Source organism: Nocardia bovistercoris (genome assembly GCF_015674855.1).
Classification (GTDB): Bacteria; Actinomycetota; Actinomycetes; order Mycobacteriales; family Mycobacteriaceae; genus Nocardia; species Nocardia bovistercoris.
Genome location: NZ_JADMLG010000025.1, coordinates 56044 through 73734 on the forward strand (window position 1 = coordinate 56044; position 17691 = coordinate 73734).

The window sequence follows — 17691 nt, forward strand, 5'->3', positions numbered from 1 at the left end:
GCTCGACCTGCGTAATCAAGATCGGCGGCGAGTTCAGCGCCGCCGCGCGGGCTCAGGCGCCGGTGAACTTCGCCGGGCGCTTCTCGGCGAAGGCCCTCGGACCCTCTTTGGCGTCGGCGGATTTGAACACCTCGCCGCCGATCTCGCCGTCGAGTTTGAAGGCGTCGTTCTCGTGCATACCCTCGGTCTCGCGGATGGCGCGCAGGATGGCGCGCACCGCGACCGGACCGTTGGCGGCGATCGTGGCCGCGGTCTCCAACGCCTTGTCGAGCGCGGTGCCGTCGGGGACGACATGGCCGACCAGGCCGATCTCCTTGGCTTCCGCGGCGGTGATGTGGCGTCCGGTCAGCAGGATGTCGGCGGCGATGGTGTACGGGATCTGGCGGACCAGCCGCACCGCCGAGCCGCCGAGCGGATACAGCCCCCACCGTGCTTCGGAGACACCGAATTTCGCGCTCTGGCCCGCGATCCTGATGTCGGTGGCCTGCAGGATCTCGGTGCCGCCCGCGATGGCCGCGCCCTCGACCGCCGCGATCAGCGGCTTGGTGAGTCGCCTGCCCTTGAGCAGGGAGTCGATGCGCGACAGATCCCAGCCGCCGCCCGCGAACGAGTCGCCGGGGTGGGCGGTGGTCATGGCCTTGAGGTCGGCGCCCGCGCAGAACGCGCCGCCCGCGCCGGTGAGGATGGCGACCCGGATGTCCGGATCGCCGTCGACCTGGTCCCAGGCGTCGCGCATGATCGCCAGCATCTCGTTGGAGAGCGCGTTGCGGGCCTCGGGCCGGTTCATGGTGACGATGAGAACGTGGTCGCGCTTCTCGACGAGGCAGTGCGGCATGGGGATTCTCCTCCGTTTGATCCTTGTCAGAAACAGTAACACGTTCTATTTTTAACTTTGTGACCTACAACATAGCGGACTTCGTCGAACACACGATCGACCTCATGCCCGACCGCGTCGCTCTGGTGGACGACGCCCGCGAGGTGACCTTCGCCCAGTTGGAGGAGCGAGCCAACAAACTGGCGCATTACCTGCAAGAACAGGGAATCAAGCCGGGGGACAAGGTCGGCCTGTACTCCAGGAACACCATCGAGGCCGTCGAAACCATGGTCGCGGTGTTCAAGGCGCGAGCCGTATTGGTCAACGTGAACTTCCGCTATGTCGAGAACGAGTTGCAGTACATATTCGACAACTCGGACATGGTCGCGCTCGTCCACGAACGCCGCTACACCGACCGGGTCGGCGCCGTGCGGGGGCGTACCCCGAAACTGAATACGGTCGTCGTCATCGATGACGATACGGCCGGGCGGATCCCCACCGCAGCCGATTCCATCGATTACGACACGGCGCTCGAGATCTCCTCGGGGGAGCGCGATTTCGGCCCGCGCTCGGTCGACGACATCTTCATGCTCTACACCGGCGGCACCACCGGCATGCCCAAAGGCGTGATGTGGCGGCAGGAGGACTGGTGGCGGGTGCTCGGCGGCGGCATCAACTTCGTCACCGGCGAGGCCGTCGAGGACGAATGGCAGCAGGCCGAGACGGGCGCGGGCAATCCGCAGATGGTGCGCTATCCGATTCCGCCGCTCATCCACGGCGGTTCGCAGTCGGCGATCTTCCACGGTCTTTTCGACGGCGGAAAGACCGTCATGCTGCCCGAATTCGACGGTCACACGGTATGGCGCGCGATCGACCGGCACGCGGTCAACCTGATCTTCATCACCGGCGACGCCATGGCGCGCCCGCTGCTCGACGCGCTGCGGACCGGAGATCCGGAAACCGGTGTGCCGTACCAGCATCCGAACCTGTGGGCGATGGCGAGCACCGCCGCGTTGTTCTCCCCGGTGCTCAAGGACCAGTTCATCGACCTGCTGCCCAATACCTTGATCACCGATTCGATCGGGTCGTCGGAAACCGGGTTCGGCGGGCTGGCGGTAATCACCAAGGGGGCCACCCATACCGGCGGTCCGCGGGTCAAGATCGACGCCGCCACCGAGGTGCTCGACGAGGACGGCAAGCCGGTCGAGCCGGGATCCGGGCGGGTGGGGATGTTGGCGCGCAAGGGGCATATACCGCTCGGGTACTACAACGACGAGGTGAAGACCGCGGCCACGTTCAAGGTCGTCAACGGCGTGCGGTACTCGATTCCCGGCGACTACGCGCGGGTCGAGGCGGACGGCGCGGTCACCATGCTCGGGCGCGGGTCGGTCAGCATCAACAGCGGCGGCGAGAAGATCTACCCGGAGGAGGTAGAGGGCGCGCTCAAGGCGCATCCTCGGATCTTCGACGCCCTCGTGGTCGGAGTGCCCGACGAACGGTGGGGGCAGCGGGTGGTCGCGGTGGTGCAGTGCGCGGGCGCCGAGCGGCCGACGCTGGCCGAATTGCGGCCGGTGCTGACCGCGGAGATCTCGGCGTACAAGCTGCCGCGCAGCCTGTGGTTCGTGCCGGAGATCAAGCGTTCGCCCGCGGGTAAACCCGATTACCGGTGGGCGAAGGAGCAGACCGAGCTCAGGGCTCCGGACGAGCACGTCGAAGCCACGGGGACATAGATCCACGGGGGACATAGATACTGTGGGCAAGTAATAATCTTCTCGACCGACAGGGCCGTCGCGCTTCGCCGCGTCGGCCCTTCCGCAGCCCCGGCGACGCGCCGGAGGGGAGTGGACATGACAGCACCGATGGCATTCTTCGAGCGGACCCCGGTGGGATTCGAACCGCTCGCCTACTCGGCGAGCGCGTGGTCGCCGGACATGGTCAACGGGCCCGCGGTCTGCGGTCTGCTCGCCCGCACGCTCGAACTCGAATTCGGGGCGCCGGAGTTCACCCCGGTGCGGCTGACCGTCGACCTGTTCCGCCCGGTCCAGCGCCGCACCTCCGAGGTGCGCACCGTCGAAGTGCGCTCGGGCAACCGGATCCGGGTCGCCGACGCCGAACTCGTCCAGGACGGCGAGGTGAAGGCCCGCGCCACCGCGGTCTTCCTGCGACGCTCCCAACAGCCGCCGGGGGAACTGTGGACGCGCGCCGAACTGCCCGCGCCACCGCCGGAGGAACTGTCCGACCCGCCGGGACGGCCGCTGTGGGGCAGCGACGACCATCCCGACGGCTGGACCGGCGACCTTAGCGAACACCAGAACGCCAGCCGCAAACGCTGCTGGCAGACACCGCTGCCGACGGTGCTCGGCGAACCGCTCACACCGTTCGCGGCCGTGGCGACCATCGCCGAAGCGGCGAGTCTGATGACCAACTGGAGCACCGCGGGCGTCGGCTTCATCAACGCCGACCTCACCATCGCGCTGACCCGCCCGGTGCGCGGCACCGCCATCGGCGTCGAAGGCGACAGCCATTTCAGCGAACACGGCATCTCGGTGGGCAGCGCCACCCTCTTCGACCGCGAAGGGGCCTTCGGCACCGCGATGGTGACCGCGCTCGCGAACGCCGAGCGCACGGTCGATTTCGTGGAGGAGGACTTCGCCGAATTGCGACGAGGCTAGGCGTTGGCGCGCCCGGTCTCGCGAATACCGCCGATCATCCGTTCCAATGAGCGGATGACAGGTTCGCCCGCGAGATCGTCGAGGCCGCTGTCCGCGATGGCCGCGGTCATCTCGCGATGCGCGTCCAGCCCGCGCGCGGTGGGGAACACCAGGACGCGGCGGCGATCGGTGTCATCGACCCGACGGTGTACCAGGTTGTCGGCGATCATCGCGTCGATGAGCCTGGTCAGGCTCGCGCCCGCCAGCAAGGTCGCCTCGCTCAGCTGCGACATGGAGCGGCCGTCGGCCGCGGCGACCGCGCCGAGTACATGCCAGCGCGCGATGGAACTGCCGCCGAGCCTGGCCGCGATCACCCGATCCAGTTCCTGCGAGGCCAGGCGTATGAGTCGAGCCAACTCGGCCAAATCCGCCGAGGCGGCCGGGGCGGTGCTATCGTCCACCTCGGCACTATATCCAACGCCGAACACGTCATATCCACGCGGAAACGCGCAGGGGTGAATTCCATGGTTGACAGGGATTTCCGTGGTGCGGGGGCAACGGCAACGGTCGACATCGCGCTGGTGATACCGCTCAGCGGTCCGGCGGGCATGTTCGGGCCGTCCTCGGAGGCTTGCGCCACGCTGGCCGCCGAGGAAATCAATGCCATGGGCGGCATTCTGGATCGCCCGGTGCGCCTGCACACGGTCGACGCGGGCGCACCGCTGCCGGTGCTGTCGGCGCGAATCGAGCGGATGGTGCGGCACGGACGCGTGGACGGGGTGGTCGGTTGGCATCTGTCCAACGCGCGCAAGGTGATCACTCCGCACACCGCGGGTCGGGTGCCGTATGTGTACACCACCTTCTACGAGGGCGGTGAGGACAGCGAAGGCGTCTACATGGTGGGGGAGACGCCGAGTCAGCAGTTGTTCCCGGCATTGCGTTGGCTGCGTTCGGAATTCGGGTTGCGGCGGTGGTGCGTGGTCGGTAACGACTATGTCTGGCCGCGCGAAACCGCCAAGGCCACGCGGGAATACGTCGCGAATACCGATATCGACATCGTCGGCGAAGCCTATGTTCCGTTGGGCGGCAGGCAGTTCGGGCCGCTGCTCGACCTGATCAGGAACTCGACGGCGCAGGGGGTGCTGCAATTGCTGGTCGGCGCCGACGGCGCGGCCTTCAACGCCGCCTTCGCCGACGCCGGGCTCGATGAGCACCGTATCCGGTTGAGCATGATGATCGGCGAGGATGTGCTCTACGCGGGTGGGCCCGACAGCACGCGCGGTTTGTACACGGCCAGTGGCTATTTCGAGAGCGTTGTCACCCCGGAGGGGATGGATTTCGGCAGCAGGTACGTGCGCAGGTACGGCACCTTCGCGCCCGCGCTGAACAATATCGGCGAATCCTGTTACGAGGGCATGCTGTTGTTCGCCGCACTGGCCGAGGCGGCGCGCAGTCTCGACCCGCGCGCGATCGAACGCCACGCCGGTCGCGTCGGATATCGTGGGCCGCGCGGCGATGTGCGGGTGCGAGGGGCGCACACCACGCAGCCGGTCTATCTCGCCGACACCGACTTCCTCGAGTTCAGCGTGCTCGCCGAACTCACCCAGTAGTCGGTGTCCTGGGCTTTTCCGCAGGCGACATGGGTCGCCGTGGCGGCGTAATACGAAGTTCACGTTGTGGTTTCGCCCGCGATACATCCCTGCATTTGTATCGTCACCGTACGAAATAGGTTCAGTTGAAAATATCCGACCGCGGTGGCGCTGGGCCGCCGAACAACCCGCGGCGCACCGACCGTGCCGGAGATCGAGTGCGCCCTCGGGTGGGGTGGAGAACGGGACAGAGCGACCCGTTCCGCCCGTGAGGAGTCGACCCGTCCCCGTCCGGGCGGGTCGATTCCGAACGGAAACTCAGCGGGCGTCCAATTCGGCCAGGCGGTACGCCATCAGGTGCCGGATTCTGGGGATGCGGGTCAGGGCCGAGAGCGCGGTATTGCGCGCGGTGCGCGCGGGTCGGGAACGCAGCGTGGCCACGCGGGTGATGCGATCGGTGAGGGCGACGACATCCCTGGCGATCGGACGCCGTGCCGCTTCGTAGGTGTCGAGCAGTTCCTCGGGTTCGCCCGCGAGGACCCGAGCAAGCAGCGGGCCGAGCGCGGCGGCGTCCTGGATGCCGGTGTTCATGCCCTGGCCGCCCGCCGGACTGTGCACGTGGGCGGCGTCGCCGACCAGCAGGACGCGGCCCGCGCGGTAGTGCTCGGCGAGCCGGTGGTGCACGCGGAAACGGGAACTCCACAGCACTTCGGTGATCTGCACCGGGCCGCCGGGCCCTCGGGCGTCCAGGACGGTCTGGATGTCGCGGGCGGTCGGTTCGGGGGCGGCCTCGTCCACGGTGGCGATGACGCGGTATCGGTTCGAACGGTTCCCGTCGGGGAGCGGGATCACGACGCTCACGCCCTGCGGTGACAGGTACAGCGCGACCTCTCTCCTGGCGACGGGCCAGGTCATGCGCACATCGGCCAGGATGAACGATTCGGGGTAGTCGCCGCCGATGTACGCGATGCCCGCTTGCTCGCGCACCAGGCTGTGCATGCCGTCGGCGCCGATGACGTAGTCGGCGCGGAGGGTGCCGGGCGTATCCGAGGCGTCCAGATAGGCGACCGTCACGCGATCGGCGGTGCCCGCGAGTTCGGTGACCCGATACGGGCGGTGCACGTCGCCGCCCGCCGCGCGCAGGTGCTCGAGCAGTACGGTTTCGGTCACGTCCTGTGGCGTTATGAGGGTGAAGGGATAGCGCGTCGGAAGGCCGTCGAAATCGACGGTGGCGATGGTGCTCGCGCGGTCGTGCACGGTGACCCGTGGCACAGTGAGCCCGCGCGCCACTAGGTCGGCCGTCGCGCCGAGCTCGTCCAGCACTTCCAGGGTGCGCGCGTGCACGACGGCGGCCCGCGAGGTGTTCGCCCCTTCGGCGAGTCGATCGAGCAGTACGAAGTCGACGCCCGCCGCCGCGAGGGTGATCGCCGCGGTGAGCCCGGCGGGTCCCGCGCCGACGATGAGGACGTTCGTGGATTCCGGCAGCGGCTGGATGGTTGGCATGACGCCTCCCTCGATCAACGGCTGTTTGCAAACGCTCGCCACCACCACCGTAACCCCGCCCCCACCCTCCCGCGCTACCCCCGACCAGAGTTAACTGAACTACTTCAGAAGTTGGGCTAGACTCGTGTTATGACCGCGCGCGCCTTCCCGTTCAGTGATCTGATCCGCAAACAGACTGCGGTATTTCCCGCGCTCGCCGACGCAGACGTCGTCCTGGAACGCCGGGATGCCGAGAACTTGGTGCTGTCGAGGGCGGAGCGCTTCGAGGCCAAGGACGCGGCGGTCCGGTTGCTCGCGCGCACCGTCGCGATCATCGCGAAATCGAATCGCGGCCTGGCCGAAGATGTTTTCGCGCAGGAACTACCGTGGCTGACCTGGCTCCCTGAGGAAGGTCGCGTCGAGGCGGTCGCCGAACTGCTCGATCAGCTCATCGCGGGCGCCGCCACCGGCCTGTTCACCCCCTTCGCCCGCGACCTGATCGCCTGGCAGCACACCGCCGAAATCCACGCTCGCCCCGAACTCGCCCACCGCCTGGCAGGCCCGTTCGAAGAGCACGATTTCACCGAGGTCTCCCGTCCCCTCGACGGTGACGATGAGACTGCGTAGAGGCGACGACATCCCGCGACCTCGACCATGGCGGGTGCTCGTGCACAACCTGGACGCCGCGCGCGGGTGGTCGGATCTGCTTGCCCAGGTGCCGAACAATCTGGATCGGGCCTGGGTGGACATCACCGGCGATCCGAGGGACATGGGGAATCCCTCTCGGCAGCACCGGCTCAAGTTCGACTTGAAGTCGATCAAACTGGGTGGCGTCGAGCTGGAGCAGTGGCAGTACGAGATCACCGGCGGCGGTCGGATCTGGTACGCGATCGATGACGAGAATCGCACCCTCTACATCACTCTCGCGGGCACCGGGCATCCGCGCCGGACCGATCGGCGGCGGTGACGCGATCGGGGTGCCCGGCGGGGGTCAGGGGGTTGGGTCGGCGAGGAGGGCGCCGAGGGCTTGGAGGTGGTCGGGGGCGGGGCCGAGGGCGAATTCGTTGTGTTTGGCGGCGGTGAAGTAGTTGTGGGCTATGTGGTCGCGGTCTATGCCTACGCCGCCGTGGATGTGGACGAGGGTGTGGGCGACTCGGTGGCCCGCGTCGGCGGCCCAGAATTTGGCGGTGTGGACGGCTTCGGCGGCGGGGAGGCGTTCGGCCAGGCGCCAGGCGGCTTGGGTTACGGCCAGGCGCAGGCCTTGGACGTCGATGTAGGCGTCGGCGAGGCGTTGGGCCACGGCTTGGAACGAGCCGATGGGTTTGCCGAATTGTTCGCGTTCGCGGGCGTATTCGGCGACGAGGTCGAGTGCCTTCTCCAGAGTGCCGAGCTGTTGGGCGGCGAGACCGGTCCAGGCGCGGGTCAGGATCCAGTCGAGGATTTCGGCGCCTCGGTCCACGGAAGCGATCAAATCGGCCGGGGTGTCGGTGAATTCGAGTTCGAACTCGGGGCCGAGGTCGACGACCTGCTCGGCGGTCCGACGCACGGACGGGTCGGAGGCGTCGACCAGGAAGAGGGCGGGCGCGCCGGATACGTTTGCGGACACCAGGATTCGGGCGGCGCGGTCGGCGTACGGGACGGTGATCTTCGTCCCGGTCAGCCGCCAGCCCGCATCGGTCTCCCGCGCGACGGTGGCGGGCGCGCCGAGTTCCCAGTTGCGTTCCTCCGACAGCGCGGCGGTCAGGATCACCGCACCGCTGCCCGCCTGTTCGGCCGGCTCACGCTGCGCGGCGTCGCCGAAGGTCGCCAACGCGCCCGCGCCGACGACGATCGACCACAGATACGGCACGGCGGCCACCGACTTGCCGAGTTCACGCAGGACGGCGCTCTGCTCGAGGATCCCGAACCCGCCGCCGCCCACGGTCTCGGGCAGCGCGGCGGCCAGTACTCCGGTGTCGGCCAACGCTTTCCAGAGCGCGTCGTCGAATCGACCCGCGACGTCGAGTTCGCGCAGCCGGTCGGCGGTGACGAGTTTCCCTGTGACCTCGGCGGTCAGGCGGCCCAGATCGTTCTGCGCCTCGGTCGGTGTGAAATCCATGGTGATGAACCAGCTTTCGAAGTCAGCGGGCCGCGGCGGGCTGGCGCAGCGCGGTCATGGCGATGATGTCGCGCTGCACCTCGTTGGTTCCGCCGCCGAAGGTGAGGATGAGGGCGGCGCGGTGCATGCGCTCGAGTCGCCCGCGCAGTTGCGCGCCGGGGGAGTGCTGGCGCAGGTAGGCCTGCGGGCCGAGCACCTCCATGAGCAGCCGGTACGCCTCGGTGGCGAGTTCGGTGCCGTAGACCTTGCAGGTCGAGGCGTCCCACGGGCGCGGGGCGGCGTCACCGCCCGCGTCGGCCCGGCTGGCGATCTCCCAGTTGAGCAGTTTCAGGTATTCCACCTTGGCGTGCACCCTGGCGAGGTTGAGCCGCACCCATTCCTTGTCGACGACACGCGAGCCGTCGGCGGACCGGGTGGTGCGCGCCCAGTCGAGGGTCTGGGCGAGCGCGACGCCGAGCGGCCCGGCGGAGGTGAGCGCGACCCGTTCGTGGTTGAGCTGGTTGGTCACCAACGCCCACCCCCCGTTCTCCTGACCGACCAGTGCGCTCACCGGTACGCGCACGTCCTGGTAGTAGGTGGCACTGGTGTCCGGTCCGGCCATGGTGTGTACCGGCGTCCAGGAGAACCCTTCGGCGGTGGTCGGCACGATGAGCATGGAGATGCCCTTGTGCTTCTTCACGGTGGGGTCGGTGCGCACGGCGAGCCACACGTAGTCGGCGTAGGGGATGAGGCTGGTCCACATCTTCTGGCCGTTGATCACGTAGTCGTCGCCGTCGCGTACCGCGCTGGTGCGCAGCGCCGCGAGGTCGGTGCCCGCGCCGGGTTCGGAGTAGCCGATGGAGAAGTGCAGTTCGCCCGCCGCGATCTTGGGCAGGAAGAACCGTTTCTGCTCGGCGCTGCCGTAGTGCATGAGTGTCGGCGCGACCGAGTTGATGGTCAGGAACGGCACCGGCGCGCCCGCGATGGCGGCTTCGTCGGTGAAGATGAGCTGGTCCATGGTCGACCGGTCCTGGCCGCCGAACTCTTTCGGCCAGGCCAGGGTGAGCCAGCCGTCGCGGCCCATGTCCCGCACGACCTCGCGGTAGACGTTGCCGTGTCCGTACTCTCCGGTGGTGGCGCTCAACGCCGCCCTGCGCTCCGGCGTGATCAGCCGCGTGAAGTATTCGCGCAGCTCCGCGCGGAGCGCTTCCTGCTGCGGCGTGTACGCGATGCGCATGGGGAGGTCTCCAGCTGTCGTCGGATCTGTTGATCCGATGATTGCATATTGACTGAAACATGTTCCAGTATTGACCACCGATTCGGCGGGTGGCCGCGCACGCGATCCGACCGGCTCGTAGACTCGGAACAGACGTGTCGGTAAGGAGTTCTCATGAAGGTCACGGTCGATCTCGATCAGTGCGAAGCGAATGGAATCTGCGTCGGATTCGCGCCCGACGTGTTCGAACTCGATGACGACGACCAGCTGCACATTCTGACGTCCGAGGTGCCGGAGAATCTGCGCGCCGAAGTCGAGGACGCGGTCGCCCAGTGCCCGAAGGCGGCGCTCAAACTGGAGTGAGCTGTGCTTGCTCAATATAGGAACACGTTCTAAAGTCGGGCCGTGAACGAGCTATCACCGCCATTCGGCAACAGGATGGGCGGCGCGTACGGCGCCGCCGTGAACAGCGAGGCCGTGTCGTGAGCGCCCCCGGAGTGGATCTCAGCGGTCTTGTGGCGATCGTCACCGGCGCGGGTTCGGGGCTCGGCAAGGCCGAGGCGCTCGCGCTCGCGGCCGCGGGCGCGTCGGTGGTCGTGAACGATCTGACCGAGAACGACGCCGTCGCCGAAACCATGGCCGAGATCAGGGGCCTGGGCGCGAAGGCCGAATTCGTCGGCGGCAGCATCGCGGAGCGGGCCACCGCCGATGCCTTGATCGCCACGGCGAGTTCGGCGTTCGGCAGTGTCGACATCGTCGTCAACAACGCGGGCATCACCCGCGACAAGATGCTGTTCAACATGACCGACGAGGATTTCGACGCGGTGCTCGCGGTACATCTGCGCGGGCATTTCCTGCTGACCCGCAATGCCGCCGCCTACTGGCGCGCCAAGTCGAAGGAAGCCGACGCGCCCGTCTACGGCAGTCTGATCAACACCGCCTCCGAGGCCGCACTGCTCGGCCCGCCCGGACAGGCCAACTACGGCGCCGCCAAGGCCGGTATCACCGCGCTGACCCTGTCCGCCTCGCGCGGGTTGTCCCGGATCGGCGTGCGCGCCAACGCGATCGCGCCCCGCGCGCGGACCGCCATGACCGAGGCGGTCTTCACCGCGGCGCCCGAGGACGCCGTCGATCCGATGTCGCCGGATCACGTCGCGCGGCTTGTCACCTATCTGGCCTCGCCCGCGGCGGACAAGGTCTCCGGCCAGTTCTTCGTCGTCTACGGCCCGATGGTGGCGCTGATGGCGGCGCCGGTGGTGGAACAGCGCTTCGACGCCACCGGTGACCAGTGGAGTCTGGACGGTCTCGCCGACACGCTCGGCGGTTATTTCGCCGATCGGCCCGCCGATCGGACCTTCTCGGCGTTCTCGCTGCGCGATCTCGGCTGACGGCGAACCGATGGCGGGTGCCATCGGTTCGCTACTGATCAGTTGCCCAGTTCTTGATCCATGCTCTCCCGCTTGGTAGAACATGGGAGTCTGATGTGCGCCGCCTCACATCTCGAGGGGCGGCCACACTTCTGGTACGTGTTCCAAATAAATGAGCAAGTTACTCGAAATTCATGCCCCGAAGTGGGGAAAAGCGCCTCGCAAGTGAAATGAACATGTTCTAATCGTTCCGGCTACGCCGCTCGCAAGGGGGGCGTGTCGTGGATAACACGAGCACGTTTGAGCTAGGAGGATCGCGAATGAACGAGGTCCTTGCCGTGCCACTGCGGGCAGTGGGCGGATTCTTCGAACTCACCGCCGCCGTCGCCCGCGCGAGCATCCGCCGCCCCTTCCAAGCCCGCGAATTCATCGACCAGTCCTGGTTCATCGCGCGGGTATCGCTCGTGCCGACCCTGCTGGTCGCCATCCCGTTCACCGTGCTGGTGAGCTTCACGCTGAATATCCTGCTGCGCGAGATCGGCGCCGCCGACCTCAGCGGAGCGGGCGCGGCATTCGGCGCGGTCACCCAGGTCGGCCCCATCGTCACCGTGCTCATCGTGGCCGGTGCGGGCGCCACCGCCATCTGCGCCGACCTCGGCGCGCGCACCATCCGCGAGGAGATCGACGCCATGCGGGTACTGGGCATCGACCCGGTGCAGCGCCTGGTCGTGCCACGCGTGCTGGCCTCGATGTTCGTCGCGCTCATGCTCAACGGCCTGGTCTGCACCATCGGCATCCTCGGCGGCTTCCTGTTCTCGGTGCTGCTCCAGGACGTCAACCCCGGCGCCTTCGTCAACGGCATCACGCTGCTGACACACCTGCCGGAGCTGGTCATCTCCGAGGTCAAGGCCGGATTGTTCGGTCTGATAGCCGGACTCGTCGCCTGCTATCTCGGACTGAACGTCAGGGGCGGGCCGAAGAGCGTCGGCGACGCGGTCAACCAGACCGTCGTCTTCTCCTTCATGGCGCTGTTCGTGGTCAATGTGGTCGTGACCGCGGTCGGCATCAAGTTCACGGTGCGGTGACCCATGGCCTTCGTGATCCAGTCCCGGTTCCCTCGGACCGCGCGCCGTGTGCGCCGGGCCTCGAACTCCCTCGACTCCCTCGGCAGACACGCGGTCTTCTACGGGCGGACCATCGCGTCGATACCGCGCGCAGTCGTGCACTACCGGACCGAGACCATCCGGCTCGTCGCCGAGATCAGCATGGGCACCGGCGCGCTCGCCGTGATCGGCGGCACCGTCGTCATCGTCGGCTTCCTGACCCTGTTCACCGGCGGCACCATCGCGGTCCAGGGCTACAGCTCACTCGGCAATATCGGCATCGAGGCGCTCACCGGCTTCTTCTCGGCCTTCATCAACGTGCGTATCGCCGCGCCGGTGATCTCCGGCATCGGACTCGCCGCGACCATCGGCGCCGGATCCACCGCCCAGTTGGGCGCCATGCGGGTGGCCGAGGAGATCGACGCCCTCGAATCCATGGCCATCCGACCGGTGCCGTATCTGGTTGGCACCAGGGTGCTCGCGGGCATGATCGCGATCATCCCGCTCTACGCGCTCGCGGTGATCGCCTCGTTCCTGGCCGCCCGCTTCGCGACGGTGGTCATTTACGGCCAGTCATCGGGCGTTTACGACCATTACTTCTCCACGTTCCTGATTCCGAGCGATATTCTCTGGTCATTCGCGCAGGCGATCTTCATGGCTCTCGCGGTGATGATGATCCACACGTATTACGGCTACAACGCCGCCGGCGGTCCGGTTGGCGTGGGTATCGCGGTCGGTAACGCGGTGCGGGCCTCACTGGTCGCGGTCGTGACGGTGACGCTGTTGATCTCGCTGGCCATCTACGGAACCTCGGGCAACTTCCATCTCTCCGGGTAAAGCGATATGGCGGATTCGAAGCATTCTGAAGAAAGCGTTGTGAACGCGTTGCGCGACGGGCTCGGTGTGAAAGCGGCGGGTCTGGCGCTGGTCCTCGTCGTGGTCGCGCTCGTCGCGATCGCATTGGTGATGTTCGTCGGCGGATTCACCCCGACCGCGACCGTGTTGGTGCAGGCCCCGCGCAGTGGGCTCGTGCTGGACACCGACGCGAAGGTGAAGGTGCGCGGGGCCGAGATCGGTCGGGTGGTCGCGGTGGACACCGGCGGCGACGGCGCGTTGCTCCGTCTCGAGATAGCTCCTGACAAGTTGCGTCTGGTGCCGTCGAATGTCGGCGTGGATATCCGGTCGACCACTGTGTTCGGGGCCAAATACGTGAACTTCGTCATTCCCGATAATCCGTCGCCGACCCCGCTGAAACCGGGGTCGATCGTTTCGGCCACGCGGGTCACCGTCGAATTCAATACGCTGTTCCAGCGGCTTTCGGATGTGCTGGCCCAGGTCGAGCCGCAGAAATTGAACGCGACCATGGCCGCGCTCGGCGAGGCGCTCGACGGACGCGGACAGCGAACGGGCGAACTGCTTTCCGACAGCGACCGGTACCTGCGCGAGATCAATCCGTATCTGCCGACGCTGCGCGCGGATCTGGCATCGACCACGGCGGTCACCGATATCTATTCCGAGTCCGCCGACGACCTGCTGCGCACCGCCGACAATGCCACGTTCGTGGGTCGGACTCTCGTGGACGAGCGAGCGGGACTGGACACCGTGCTGGCCAACGTGATCGGGCTCGGCGACACGGCGGGCGCGGTGCTGCGGCAGAACGAGACCGACCTGACCGCCTCGCTCGCACTGCTGCGCCCGACCACGGCGCTGCTCGCCGCCTACGGTCCGGCGCTGGGCTGCGTGATCGACGGCGTCGGCGGTCTTATGCCGTTGGCCGAGCGGATCTTCGGCGGCGTGCTGCCCGGCATCGGCATGAACACCAACTTCATGGCCGGTTCGCCGCCCTACACCTACCCCGACGACCTGCCGAAGGTGAACGCCACCGGCGGCCCGCACTGTGACGGCGTGGTGGACCGGGCGCCCGGCAGCCACGCGGACTATCTCGTCACCGACACCAGTCAGGGGGCGCCGTACGTGCCGAGTACGAGACCGACCACGCTCAACGATCCGCCGCGGGTGTTCCAGGTGCTGTTCGCCGGGCTGCCGGGAACGGGGGCGCCGTGAAGAACACCGCGACCACGGTGAAACTCGCCGTCTTCACACTGGTGATGTCGCTGGTCTTCGCGGGCCTGGCCATTGTGTTCAGCCAGGTCCGATTCGCCAGGGAGCACGGCTATCACGCGGTGTTCACCAGTTCCTCCGGCATGCTGCCCGGCGCCAAGGTGCGCATCGCAGGCGTTCCGGTGGGTTCGGTGAAATCGGTGAAGGTCGGCAAGGATCACCTCGCGCACGTCGAATTCGCCGTCGACCGCAAATACACGCTGCTGGCCAGTACCAGGGCGACGATCCGCTACGAGAACCTGGTCGGCGACCGGTATCTCGAACTGCTCGAGGGACCCGGCTCGATCAATATCCTGCGGCCTGGCGCCACCATCGGCACCGACCGGACCTCGCCCGCACTCGACCTCGACATGCTGCTCGGCGGGTTCAAACCGCTGCTGCGCGGGCTGAATCCGGCTCAGGTCAACAATCTGACCTCGGCGCTGCTGAAGATCTTCCAGGGACAGGGCGGCACCCTGGTCGAGTTGCTCAACAGCGGCGGATCCTTCGCCCAGACCCTCGCCGACCGCGATCGGCTGATCGGTAGCGTCATCGACAACCTCAACGCGGTGCTGAAGATCATCGATGATCGCGGCGACCAGTTCGCCACCACACTCGACGAATTGCAGCGACTGGTCAGCGACCTGTCGGCGAACCGCGACCCGATCGGGGACGCGCTGCCGAGGATCGCGGGCGCCACCGGGGACCTGACGAACCTGCTCGCTACCGCCCGCCCCGATCTGCGCGACACCATCGAGCAGACCGGCAGGCTCGCCACCAACCTCGACAACGGCTCCGACACCGTGCAGTGGGTGCTCGAGCGACTGCCCGACACCTACAAGCAGCTCATCCGCATCGGCGCGTACGGATCGTTCCTCCAGCTCTACGTCTGCGGGACGAACTTCCTCGTCGACGGACCCGACGGCCAGACGCTGGAGATCAAGATGCCCGGTAAGCAGGCGACCGGGAGGTGCGCCAGGAATGGCTGAGCAGCAGTCACGGGTGGTGACGATCGGCGTGGTCGGGCTGGTGCTCGCGGTCGCCGTCGCGCTGTCGGCCCTGCAATTCGACCGACTACCGTTCATCCGCGGCGGCGCGAGTTTCACCGCCTACTTCGCCGACGCGGGCGGACTCGTGCCAGGCGACCCGGTGCAGGTCGCCGGGGTCCGCAGCGGGCGGGTCGACGACGTGGCGCTGGACGGGGCGAAGGTGCTGGTCAGCTTCACCCTGGACGAGTCGATCGTGTTGGGCGCCAAGACCACCGCGGCCATCAAGACCAACACCGTACTCGGCCGCAAATCGCTCGAGGTGACCCCCTCGGGGTCCGGCGCGCTTCGGGTAGACGACACGATCCCGCTGGATCGCACCACCTCCCCGTACTCGCTGCAGGAAGCGCTCGGCGATCTCACGAACACCGTGCGGGACCTGGACACGCAGCGCCTCGATCAGACCCTGGACGCGCTGTCCGCGAGTTTCGCCGACACCCCCGCGCCGCTGCGTTCGGCCCTCGACGGCGTGAGCGCGCTCTCGCGCAGCATCAACGCGCGCGACGAGGCGCTGACCCAACTGCTGACCCGCGCGCGCGACGTCACCAAGATCCTCTCCGACCGCGGTGACCGCATCAACACGCTGCTGATCGACGGCAACAACCTGCTCGGCGAACTCGACCGCCGCCGCGGTGCGATCGGGCAGCTGATCGTCTATGTCAACCAGGTCTCCCTGCAACTGTCCGGGCTGGTCGCCGACAACGAGGCGCAGTTGAAACCCACCCTCGACCGGTTGAATTCGGTGCTCGCGCTGTTGCAGGCGAACAAGCAGAACCTGGACGAGGCGCTGGTGCGGGTCGGGCCGTACGCGGCGGCGCTTGGCGAGCAGGTCGGCAACGGTCCCTGGTTCAACGCCTACGTCGTCAACGCGACGAGCACCGAACTGCGCCCGCTGGTCGACGCGTTGGTCTGGCCCGAACAGCTGCCCAACGACCTGCGCAATATCTTCACCCACCCTGAGCCGCCGTCGATCGGGCCCGCCGAACAGGAACCGCCGCGATGAGTATTTCGAGCAGAGTCGGCCGCACCCCGCGCCGGGTGGTGATCCTCGTCGGCGTGCTCGTCGCCGCACTGGTCGCTTTCGGCGTGTACTCCGGGCTCAGCCGGTTGGGCAAGACGAACGTCACCATCTTCTTCCCCTCCACCAACGGCCTGTACACCGGCGACGACGTGCGGGTGCTCGGGGTGAAGGTGGGCCGGATCGATTCCGTCGAGCCGGGCCGGGAGCAGGTCAGGGTCGAGGTGACGCTGGACCGCGGCGTCGACATCCCGGAGGACGCGCGCGCGGTCATCATCTCGCCATCGCTGGTCTCGGCCCGCTTCATCCAGCTTGCCCCCGCCTACACCGGCGGGCCGAAACTGGCCGACGGAGCGACCATTCCCATCGGACACACCGCCGTCCCGGTGGAATGGGACGACATCAAAGCCGAACTGTCGAAACTGGCGACCGCGCTCGGGCCGGTCGGCGACGACCAGCAGGGCTCGTTCGGCCGTGTCGTCGACACCGCCGCCGCCAATCTCGACGGCAACGGGCAGCGGTTCCGCGACACCCTGCGGGACCTGTCCGCGACCCTGACCACTCTGTCCGACGGGCGCACCGACCTGTTCGCCACGGTCCGCAACCTCCAGAAGTTCGTGGAGGTGCTCTCCTCGAGCAACGAGCAGATCGTGCAGTTCGGCAGCAGACTCGCCTCGGTGTCGGAAGTGCTCGGCGACACCGCCACCGACCTCGGCGCCGGACTCGACAACCTCGATATCGCGCTCGCCGACCTGAAACGCTTCCTCGACGGCGGCGGCGACGAACTCACCGAAGGCGTTGGACGGCTCGCCGCGGTGACCAAGCAGTTGAACGACAAACGGCCCGAACTCGAGCGGGTCCTGCATTCGGGGCCGACCGCGCTGGTGAACTTCTACCAGATCTACAAACCCGCGCAGGGCACGCTGGCGGGCGCGGTCGCGTTGAACAACACCGCCGACCCGCTGAGCTTCCTGTGCGGCTCGATCCGCGCCCTGGAATACGACAACTCCGATCGCAGCGCCGACCTGTGCGCGCAATACCTCGCGCCGATCATCAGTTCGGTGGCGATGAACTACGCGCCGATCATGTTGAATCCGGCGACCGGTGTCCAAGCGTTCCCGAATCAGATCGTCTACAGCGATCCGAGTCTGGAGGGCCGGGTCGAAACCGAGGTCACGGTGCCGAACGGGTTCACCGAACTGGCCATTCCGGGAGGGCGGCGATGATC

The 17691-nt window shown here is 67.3% G+C and carries 18 protein-coding genes; 13 read left to right on the forward strand and 5 right to left on the reverse strand.

Annotated features, from left to right (window positions below; genetic code table 11):
* Window positions 1-52: 52 nt before the first annotated feature.
* Window positions 53-835 (reverse strand): crotonase/enoyl-CoA hydratase family protein, encoded by a 783-nt coding sequence (locus IT779_RS35085; protein ID WP_196153796.1) that lies wholly within the window; start codon window positions 833-835, stop codon window positions 53-55.
* A 59-nt stretch (window positions 836-894) separates the two neighbouring features.
* Here IT779_RS35085 and IT779_RS35090 point away from each other — a divergent pair, with 59 nt between their 5' ends.
* The gene (locus tag IT779_RS35090; protein ID WP_196153822.1) at window positions 895-2544 is read left to right on the forward strand and encodes an acyl-CoA synthetase; all 1650 of its coding nucleotides are present in this window, start codon (window positions 895-897) and stop codon (window positions 2542-2544) included.
* Between the two features lie 117 nt (window positions 2545-2661).
* The gene (locus IT779_RS35095) at window positions 2662-3486 is read left to right on the forward strand and encodes an acyl-CoA thioesterase domain-containing protein (RefSeq protein WP_196153797.1); all 825 of its coding nucleotides are present in this window, start codon (window positions 2662-2664) and stop codon (window positions 3484-3486) included.
* On the opposite strand, the gene IT779_RS38360 is transcribed toward IT779_RS35095, so the two are convergent.
* Window positions 3483-3926, reverse strand: a complete 444-nt coding sequence (locus IT779_RS38360; protein WP_196153798.1) for a MarR family winged helix-turn-helix transcriptional regulator — start codon at window positions 3924-3926, stop codon at window positions 3483-3485. The genes IT779_RS35095 and IT779_RS38360 overlap by 4 nt on opposite strands.
* Window positions 3927-3989: 63 nt before the next feature.
* Between IT779_RS38360 and IT779_RS35105 the strand changes: the two genes are divergently transcribed.
* A complete protein-coding gene (locus IT779_RS35105; RefSeq protein WP_196153799.1) occupies window positions 3990-5075 on the forward strand; it encodes a substrate-binding domain-containing protein in 1086 nt (361 codons plus the stop codon).
* A gap of 297 nt (window positions 5076-5372) precedes the next feature.
* On the opposite strand, the gene IT779_RS35110 is transcribed toward IT779_RS35105, so the two are convergent.
* On the reverse strand, window positions 5373-6557 hold the full coding sequence (locus IT779_RS35110) for an FAD-dependent monooxygenase (protein WP_196153800.1): 1185 nt from the start codon (window positions 6555-6557) through the stop codon (window positions 5373-5375).
* A gap of 129 nt (window positions 6558-6686) precedes the next feature.
* Between IT779_RS35110 and IT779_RS35115 the strand changes: the two genes are divergently transcribed.
* A complete protein-coding gene (locus IT779_RS35115) occupies window positions 6687-7163 on the forward strand; it encodes a hypothetical protein (RefSeq protein ID WP_196153801.1) in 477 nt (158 codons plus the stop codon).
* On the forward strand, window positions 7150-7503 hold the full coding sequence (locus tag IT779_RS35120; RefSeq protein WP_196153802.1) for a hypothetical protein: 354 nt from the start codon (window positions 7150-7152) through the stop codon (window positions 7501-7503). The genes IT779_RS35115 and IT779_RS35120 overlap by 14 nt, the downstream gene beginning before the upstream one ends.
* Before the next feature lie 24 nt (window positions 7504-7527).
* Here IT779_RS35120 and IT779_RS35125 read toward each other — a convergent pair whose 3' ends face one another.
* On the reverse strand, window positions 7528-8634 hold the full coding sequence (locus IT779_RS35125) for an acyl-CoA dehydrogenase family protein (protein ID WP_196153803.1): 1107 nt from the start codon (window positions 8632-8634) through the stop codon (window positions 7528-7530).
* Between the two features lie 22 nt (window positions 8635-8656).
* Window positions 8657-9850: an acyl-CoA dehydrogenase family protein gene (locus IT779_RS35130; protein WP_196153804.1), complete on the reverse strand. Its 1194-nt coding sequence runs from the start codon at window positions 9848-9850 to the stop codon at window positions 8657-8659.
* Window positions 9851-10003: 153 nt separating this feature from the next.
* Between IT779_RS35130 and IT779_RS35135 the strand changes: the two genes are divergently transcribed.
* The 8 genes from IT779_RS35135 (at window position 10004) to IT779_RS35170 (ending at window position 17689) form a co-directional block, all read left to right on the forward strand.
* Window positions 10004-10192 carry a ferredoxin gene (locus IT779_RS35135; RefSeq protein WP_196153805.1) on the forward strand — a complete coding sequence of 63 codons (189 nt, stop codon included), beginning with the start codon at window positions 10004-10006 and terminating at the stop codon, window positions 10190-10192.
* A gap of 119 nt (window positions 10193-10311) precedes the next feature.
* Window positions 10312-11217 carry a 3-oxoacyl-ACP reductase gene (locus IT779_RS35140; RefSeq protein ID WP_196153806.1) on the forward strand — a complete coding sequence of 302 codons (906 nt, stop codon included), beginning with the start codon at window positions 10312-10314 and terminating at the stop codon, window positions 11215-11217.
* A gap of 299 nt (window positions 11218-11516) precedes the next feature.
* A complete protein-coding gene (locus tag IT779_RS35145) occupies window positions 11517-12281 on the forward strand; it encodes an MlaE family ABC transporter permease (RefSeq protein WP_196153807.1) in 765 nt (254 codons plus the stop codon).
* Window positions 12282-12284: 3 nt separating this feature from the next.
* A complete protein-coding gene (locus IT779_RS35150) occupies window positions 12285-13136 on the forward strand; it encodes an MlaE family ABC transporter permease (protein WP_196153808.1) in 852 nt (283 codons plus the stop codon).
* 6 nt (window positions 13137-13142) lie between these two features.
* Window positions 13143-14363, forward strand: a complete 1221-nt coding sequence (locus IT779_RS35155; RefSeq protein WP_196153809.1) for an MCE family protein — start codon at window positions 13143-13145, stop codon at window positions 14361-14363.
* The gene (locus IT779_RS35160) at window positions 14360-15388 is read left to right on the forward strand and encodes an MCE family protein (protein WP_196153810.1); all 1029 of its coding nucleotides are present in this window, start codon (window positions 14360-14362) and stop codon (window positions 15386-15388) included. The genes IT779_RS35155 and IT779_RS35160 overlap by 4 nt, the downstream gene beginning before the upstream one ends.
* Entirely contained in the window at window positions 15381-16448 is a 1068-nt protein-coding gene (locus IT779_RS35165) for an MCE family protein (RefSeq protein WP_196153811.1), read from the forward strand. The genes IT779_RS35160 and IT779_RS35165 overlap by 8 nt, the downstream gene beginning before the upstream one ends.
* Window positions 16445-17689: an MCE family protein gene (locus tag IT779_RS35170; protein ID WP_196153812.1), complete on the forward strand. Its 1245-nt coding sequence runs from the start codon at window positions 16445-16447 to the stop codon at window positions 17687-17689. The genes IT779_RS35165 and IT779_RS35170 overlap by 4 nt, the downstream gene beginning before the upstream one ends.
* Window positions 17690-17691: the final 2 nt, after the last annotated feature.

Coding starts and splice junctions, on each gene's coding strand:
- IT779_RS35085 (WP_196153796.1), bottom strand. CDS start 835: ATGCCGCACTGCCTCGTCGAGAAGCGCGACCACGTTCTCATCGTCACC.
- IT779_RS35095 (WP_196153797.1), top strand. CDS start 2,662: ATGACAGCACCGATGGCATTCTTCGAGCGGACCCCGGTGGGATTCGAA.
- IT779_RS35105 (WP_196153799.1), top strand. CDS start 3,990: ATGGTTGACAGGGATTTCCGTGGTGCGGGGGCAACGGCAACGGTCGAC.
- IT779_RS35110 (WP_196153800.1), bottom strand. CDS start 6,557: ATGCCAACCATCCAGCCGCTGCCGGAATCCACGAACGTCCTCATCGTC.
- IT779_RS35115 (WP_196153801.1), top strand. CDS start 6,687: ATGACCGCGCGCGCCTTCCCGTTCAGTGATCTGATCCGCAAACAGACT.
- IT779_RS35120 (WP_196153802.1), top strand. CDS start 7,150: ATGAGACTGCGTAGAGGCGACGACATCCCGCGACCTCGACCATGGCGG.
- IT779_RS35125 (WP_196153803.1), bottom strand. CDS start 8,634: ATGGATTTCACACCGACCGAGGCGCAGAACGATCTGGGCCGCCTGACC.
- IT779_RS35130 (WP_196153804.1), bottom strand. CDS start 9,850: ATGCGCATCGCGTACACGCCGCAGCAGGAAGCGCTCCGCGCGGAGCTG.
- IT779_RS35135 (WP_196153805.1), top strand. CDS start 10,004: ATGAAGGTCACGGTCGATCTCGATCAGTGCGAAGCGAATGGAATCTGC.
- IT779_RS35145 (WP_196153807.1), top strand. CDS start 11,517: ATGAACGAGGTCCTTGCCGTGCCACTGCGGGCAGTGGGCGGATTCTTC.
- IT779_RS35150 (WP_196153808.1), top strand. CDS start 12,285: ATGGCCTTCGTGATCCAGTCCCGGTTCCCTCGGACCGCGCGCCGTGTG.
- IT779_RS35155 (WP_196153809.1), top strand. CDS start 13,143: ATGGCGGATTCGAAGCATTCTGAAGAAAGCGTTGTGAACGCGTTGCGC.
- IT779_RS35165 (WP_196153811.1), top strand. CDS start 15,381: ATGGCTGAGCAGCAGTCACGGGTGGTGACGATCGGCGTGGTCGGGCTG.
- IT779_RS35170 (WP_196153812.1), top strand. CDS start 16,445: ATGAGTATTTCGAGCAGAGTCGGCCGCACCCCGCGCCGGGTGGTGATC.